4 protein-coding genes and 2 tRNA genes are annotated in these 6,414 nt (G+C 43.3%); 4 read left to right on the top strand and 2 right to left on the bottom strand.

The features are described 5' to 3' along the window. Positions 1-101: 101 nt before the first annotated feature. Positions 102-173, top strand: a tRNA-Asn gene (locus tag MICAI_RS06390). 52 nt (positions 174-225) lie between these two features. Here MICAI_RS06390 and MICAI_RS06385 read toward each other — a convergent pair. Both MICAI_RS06385 and MICAI_RS06380 read right to left on the bottom strand, forming a co-directional pair. Beyond that, positions 226-1,485: a M16 family metallopeptidase gene (locus MICAI_RS06385; RefSeq protein ID WP_008199347.1), complete on the bottom strand. Its 1,260-nt coding sequence runs from the start codon at positions 1,483-1,485 to the stop codon at positions 226-228. Between the two features lie 3 nt (positions 1,486-1,488). After that, positions 1,489-2,766 (bottom strand): M16 family metallopeptidase, encoded by a 1,278-nt coding sequence (locus MICAI_RS06380; RefSeq protein ID WP_008199346.1) that lies wholly within the window; start codon positions 2,764-2,766, stop codon positions 1,489-1,491. A 219-nt stretch (positions 2,767-2,985) separates the two neighbouring features. Here MICAI_RS06380 and MICAI_RS06375 point away from each other — a divergent pair, with 219 nt between their 5' ends. The 3 genes from MICAI_RS06375 to MICAI_RS06365 all read left to right on the top strand — a co-directional run bounded on the left by MICAI_RS06375 (position 2,986) and on the right by MICAI_RS06365 (position 6,251). After that, positions 2,986-4,815 (top strand): tetratricopeptide repeat protein, encoded by a 1,830-nt coding sequence (locus MICAI_RS06375; RefSeq protein ID WP_008199345.1) that lies wholly within the window; start codon positions 2,986-2,988, stop codon positions 4,813-4,815. Continuing rightward, positions 4,815-5,912, top strand: coding sequence for a glycosyltransferase family 4 protein (locus MICAI_RS06370; protein WP_008199344.1), 1,098 nt, complete (start codon positions 4,815-4,817; stop codon positions 5,910-5,912). The genes MICAI_RS06375 and MICAI_RS06370 overlap by 1 nt, the downstream gene beginning before the upstream one ends. A 252-nt stretch (positions 5,913-6,164) precedes the next feature. Then, positions 6,165-6,251: transfer RNA gene (locus tag MICAI_RS06365), tRNA-Ser, on the top strand. Positions 6,252-6,414: the final 163 nt, after the last annotated feature.

The raw sequence follows: 6,414 nt of genomic DNA, 5'->3' as shown, positions 1-6,414 counted from the left end.
CCCCATCGCTACCAGCGCCGGAAATTTTTTTGAGAAAAAATCCAGAAAACACTTGCATTATTGAGGGACTTATGATTATAATTATTAATTGTGAGTAGCCTTCCTCGGTAGCTCAGTGGTAGAGCGGTCGGCTGTTAACCGATTGGTCGTAGGTTCGAATCCCACCCGGGGAGTTAATCAAAAATAGAAGCGGCAATAGTTTTTTATTGCTGCTTTTTGCTCTGACTAGAGAATTTCTGCGATCGCATTTTCTGGACCGACTAAAGAAATGTAAGGATTTTGAAAATATTTGCTGGCTACCGATCGCGCTTGTTCGGGAGTAATCTGATTAATAGAATCCAGGAAAGTGCGATCGAATTCAATCCCCAAACCTAAGCTTTCATACCAACCATATAATTGAGCGATTTCGGCGTTAGTTTGTTTACCGAGAGCATATTGACCCAATAACTTATTTTTAGCTGACTGTAACTCCTCCTCACTCAAAGTTACTTTATATAACCTTTCTGCTTCCTGACGCAATCCCGACAGGGCCATGGCGGTGTTTTGGGGTGCAGTTCCCATATAAATGACAAATTGGGAAGAATCGAGACGGGTGGGATAAAAAGCGGAAACATCGTAGGCTAATCCCCGTTTTTCTCGCAATTCCACGAATAGACGACTAGATAACCCATTCCCCAGATAGGTACTCAATAATTTTAAAACCGCATAATCATCCTCTTGTACAGAAGAGCCGGGGTATCCTAACATAACGATCGCCTGTTGACTAGCTTGGATGGTAGTTAAACAGGTGGGCTGAAAATCAAAAGCGGCTGGGGGTAAACTAGATAAAGGAAGATCGGGAATTGACCAACTGCCAAAAATTTCCGTCACTGCTTTTACTGCTTGCTCTAGGGTAATACGGCCGGAAAGACTAATTACCAAGTTATCGGGACGGAAAAAGCGACTATGATAGGCCAGCAGCTCCTCCCGTTGCAATTGCGAAACCGTTGCCTCCGTACCCAATAAAGACATACCATAGGGATGATCGGGGTACATAGCGGCGCGCAATTGATTAAAAGCCACATTAAAAGGCTGTTCCAATTGAGAGCGAATGCTTTGACGGGTGAGATTTTTCTCTAATTCGATTTCTGGGGGGGGAAAACTGGGAAAACGAATAATTTCCGCCGCTAGACGCAATATATCTAAAAAATCCTTTGTAACAGTCTTTAAACTAACCACAAAATAATCCGTCCCCGTGTCCGCACTTAAACCGGCCCCCGTGGACTCAATGCGATCAGCAATTTCTAGGGAAGATAACTTTTCTGTACCTTTGGTGAGCAGCACGGCTAAAAGACGAAATAAACCCGCTTTTTCGGTTTTTTCCCACCGAGTACCCGCATTTTTGAGAAAAATCCTCCCTGCAACTAACTCCACGGCCGTATTTTCCACCACTAAAAGGGTGATGCCATTTTCTAAGGTTAAGCGGTGAATGGGGGAAGCGGACATCTTTTATTCACAGGGTTGCATTATTGTAATAGCATATCGCTCCGGGGAGAGATACTGACGAGCCAGACGCTGGAGATCTGACGGTTGCAAACTTTGGATAACTTGGGGATAGATCGTGGCTAGATCGGCAGCTCTCAGGGTTTGATAATATCCATAGAGTCCCGCTAATTGGCCCGGGGTTTCTGTGGAGAAAATATAATCGTTAGCTAATAACTGTTGAGTGCGGTGTAATTCTGCGGGGGTGACGGGATGATCGTGCAGATGTTGGAGATGTTCACAGATAATACCTTCAATTGTCTCAGTTTGTGGGCTAGATAGCCAAGCGCCGATGGTAAAGAGACTGGAATCCCGTTGCAGGGAAAAATTACTGTTAATATCGAGGACGATTTGCGCTTCTTCCCGCAGCTGTCGCACTAACCGCGAACAGCGTCCTCCGGCAAGAATTACCGATAGCAAGTCTAATCCAAAGGCATCTTCTAGGCGATCGCATCCTGGTCCAGTCCATCCCATCAAGAGACGAGAATGTTCTAGGTGGGGTAAATGTACTTGGGAACGACGAATTTCGATCAGGGGGGGTTCGGCAGCCACCAGATGGGGAGGGGATTCCGAGGGGACGGGAAATTCCCGAAAAGATTGCCGGATAATTTCTAAAGCTGGTTGGGGTTCAATTCCCCCGATAATCGCCACACACATATTTTCTGGTTGATAATAGGTGCGATGGAAACAGCGCATTTGATTGGGGGTTAATTGCTCTAAACAGGGTTGATCCCCTAGAATAGAGCGTCCGTAGGGATGGTTTTGATAGATACTTCCGCAGAGGGTTTGGTAGGCAATCCAATCGGGATCATCATAACAGGCCCGTAATTCTTCTAGAACTACATCTTTTTCCCGATAGAATTCCTCATCGTCAATCTCAGCATGGAGGAGAATTTCGGCCAGATGGGGTAGGGTATGTTCAATTTGATCCACACTGGTGGTGAGATAGAAGTGTGCGTAATCGTGACTGGTGGCAGCGTTGGTCATTCCGCCACAATTTTCGATTAAATAGTCAAAGAGTCCGGGGGGGAGTTTTTTTGTCCCCTTAAAGATCATGTGTTCGAGAAAATGGGCCATACCTAACCATGGATCAGGTTCAGCGATCGCACCTGCTTTCACCCACACATCCACCACCACCACAGGAGTCACGGGTAAATACTGATGAATTACGGTTAAGCCGTGATCTAATTGCCATACCTGAGCGGGAAAAGAACTCGTTTGACACTGCGCTATCGACTTGATCAATGTCCGTTAACCAGATTTTTTGTTAAATTCTATACTTATGCTATCTTATCCCTTGCCTGCTCAACCATTACAAAAATTTTGTCATGATTTCTAGACAATTTCCCCAAATATCAGCCTTATCGGTGATCAGTGACTCGGTGATCAGATCTGAGTTTTCGGTTCACTGTTTACTGTTTACCTCTCCCTAATTACTGTTTACTGATAACTGAAAAACCCCCTATGACAGAAAATAGAGATAACTTCAACGAAGCTTATAATGCACTAATTGAGCGCATTGTCAATCTAACTTTAGAAGGAAAAATTAGGGCTAAATCACAGGTTTATAACCTTTTAGCCGAGGGAGTAAAAAATGGCACAGGAGAAATTTTTGAGCGTTGTTTAACCGAAAAAATCATCGTTACTCGCTCACAGTTAGAAACAAAAATTAAAGCCACTAGGGTTTTGCGGGCCATGGAAACGATCGAAAGTGAATGGGAAAAATATCAAAAAACCAATCAGCAAAATTCTCTCACTGCAGCGGCGATCGATAATCTGGTGAACATTGATCGAGAGGATCGTTTACTGACGTTAGTGAATTTAATTGATCCCAATCAAAATAATGCTTTAACCCTAGAACAATTACAACAGTTAGCCAAGCATTTACAGACAGTTGCTCAGCAGCGGGGAGAAGCGGATCTATGGCAAATTGCCACGGGGATTAATCTGGGGTTAAATACTTGGTCAAATTTATCGAATGATCTCACCAGTTGGCTCTATGAACAAAATCGCAATCTTGGTTTTACTAATGATAATGAGCGAGTGAATCCTTGGCAAATTTGGGCAAGTAAAGTTAATCCCTCCTGGTTAAAACGAGTCTTAGAAAGTTTAGCTAATCAACAAGCTTTTGATTCTCTCCCTCAGGATTTAACTTTAACCGATTGGGTAGAAACTGCTATTGTTTTTCAATATATCCAAAGAGGACTAATTAACTTTTTTGATCAGCGTATCTATAGCGAAAGATTAGGAGCCAAATTATCCATTTCTACCTTTCTCACCTTTGCTTTAATTTGGTCACTGTTAACGAATAGTTTCGAGCAAGTTAGTAAAAATTCCCTCTATAGTCGGGGCTGTTTTCAGATGGCTTTACAAATTCTGAGAACCTTTGCTCAACGGGATTATTTTCCTTTATACGGGGGAATTTTTGCCTCCTTTTCTGGTAGTTATCTCAAGGAGGCCTTAGATTATTTATCAATTCCTCTGCGTTATGTGGAAGGTACGGGAGAAAAGGCGAGAATTTTAACTTTAATTGCCTATTCTAATCGCATTCGTGGCGACTATCCACAGGCCAGAGAATGTCATCAACAAGCTTTAGAAATTGCTCGTCAACAGCAGGATTCTGCTTGTGAAATAGCTAATTTAAACCATTTATCTCGTCTCAATGCTATCCAAAAAAACTATACAGAAGCGATTAATTTAAGTCAGAGAGCTTTAATTTTAAGTCGTCAACAGGGTAATAGTTTAGGACAGGCTAATGCTTTAGCTAATTTGGGTTATAGTCAGGTACAGGAAGCGCAACAGTTAGAGAGATATGATCCCGAAATTTATCAAAGTTCGATCGAGTATTTACAGCAGGGATTAAAGTTAGCCGAAAGTCTCCAAGATTGGCAGAGTAAATCCCTTTGTTGTAGCAGTTTAGGTTTAGCATATCTTGTCCTTGAAAGAACCGAAGAGGCGATTAATATTCTCCTGCAAGGATTGGAATCGGCCAAATACTACGGAGATCTATATCTGCAAGGGTTATTACTAACTTATTTAGGCGAAGCTTACTATCAAGACAAGAATTTTGAACAGGCAATTTATAGCGGTTCTCTAGGAATGTATTGGCTGCACGAAATCGGTGCAGCAGAATGGCGACAAGCTGCTAGTCTATTAACGGTTATTCGCGGCAAAAATATCGCCGCTTTTGAGCGGACTTTCAGTCTGGAACGTTCCTCCCTGATTAAATCTATTGGACTGGAAGGCTACCAATATATCTCAGAAATTCTCAGCAAATATCAACAGGGTAATTAGTGAATACACAGCCTAAGTTATTAATTAATCTCTCGGTACTTTTTCCCCAACCCACGGGAATCAGTACCTACATTCTTAACCTCTTACCCTACCTAAAAAATTTAGAACCAACCCTACTAACAGCTAATAGTTATCCCGACTTTAACTGTTATTCTATCCCCAAGGGTCTCGGCCCCGATCAAGGAGCGAAAGGTCATTTAAAACGCTTACTCTGGACTCAGTGGCAGTTACCGTCAATTTACCGACAATTAAACGCCAATTTACTCTTTTCTCCCCTCCCAGAAGCGCCAATAAATTCTCCCTGTCGCTTTGTCGTCATGGTCCACGATTTAATTCCCCTGCGGTTTCCCAGTCTTACTTCCCCCCTAACCCACTATTTCCGTTATTATGTGCCGCAGGTATTACAACAGGCAAAACATATCATCTGTAACTCTCAGGCAACGGCCAAAGATATCACTGAATATTATCAAATTCCCGCCGATAAAATTACTTCTATTCCCCTAGCCTACGATCATCATCACTTTCGCCCTATGGAAGATAATAAGCCAGAACATCCCTATTTTCTCTATCTCGGTCGTCCCAATCCCTATAAAAATTTACCGCGTTTAATCGCCGCTTTTGCCCAACTGCCCCCAGATTTAAGCGATTATCATCTTTGGATTGCCGGCAGCTTTGATCGCCGTTATACCCCCAATTTACAACAACAAGCGCGAGAATTGGCAGTCAGCGATCGCATTAAATTCCTCGATTATATCCCCTACGATGAGCTGCCCAAAGTGATCAGTCAAGCCACTGCTTTAGTCTTCCCCAGTCTCTGGGAAGGCTTCGGATTGCCCGTTTTAGAGGCTATGGCCTGCGGTACACCGGTCATTACCTCAAATTTGTCATCTTTGCCAGAAATCACGGCAACAGCGGCAATTTTAATCGATCCCTATCGAGTCGAGTCCCTAGCCGATGCCCTAAAAATTATCGCTCAAGATCGACAATTACACTCCAAATTAAGTAATCTAGGCAAAAAACAGGCCGATGAGTTTAGTTGGCAAAAAACCGGTCTAGCTACAGCCGCCATCTTAAATCAATATCTAGGGTATGCTTAGGGACTTGCGTGGGAATAATATCCCAATCGATCGGAGGGCGCAAGCTTTGCGCCCCTACAGTAACGGATTTTGTCCACAATGTAGGGGCGAACTGCGTTCGCCCAAAAGGTACATTATCAAAGCGCAGGTCCCTTAACTGACAGGGTTTCCCGTCCAGATGAAGTATAACCTGATCGGTCATCTTCGGAAAAAGAAAAATAATTTGACAGATCGGCAGCATTTGCTGTAGGATTGATGATCGTGACCTTAATTGGAGAGATGGCCGAGCGGTTGAAGGCGCAGCACTGGAAATGCTGTTTAGGGGTAACTTTAACGAGGGTTCGAATCCCTCTCTCTCCGTTCCCAAAGCACCTCATAGGTAGTCTTGCACAATACTTCGTAACAAAAATTTACAACTCGATCATAAGCGATCGCACTCCCGTCCGTCGCTGTGCCTAGACGTTTTTAGATTATTATCATTTGCTTGAATCAATGTGCATGGTGTGTTCCACAAAATCGATCG

This window comes from Microcystis sp. T1-4 (assembly GCF_000297435.1).
In the GTDB taxonomy this organism is placed as follows: Bacteria; Cyanobacteriota; Cyanobacteriia; order Cyanobacteriales; family Microcystaceae; genus Microcystis.
This window is presented reverse-complemented; position numbering and strand designations above follow the sequence as displayed.

Coding starts and splice junctions, on each gene's coding strand:
- MICAI_RS06375 (WP_008199345.1), top strand. CDS start 2,986: ATGACAGAAAATAGAGATAACTTCAACGAAGCTTATAATGCACTAATT.
- MICAI_RS06385 (WP_008199347.1), bottom strand. CDS start 1,485: ATGTCCGCTTCCCCCATTCACCGCTTAACCTTAGAAAATGGCATCACC.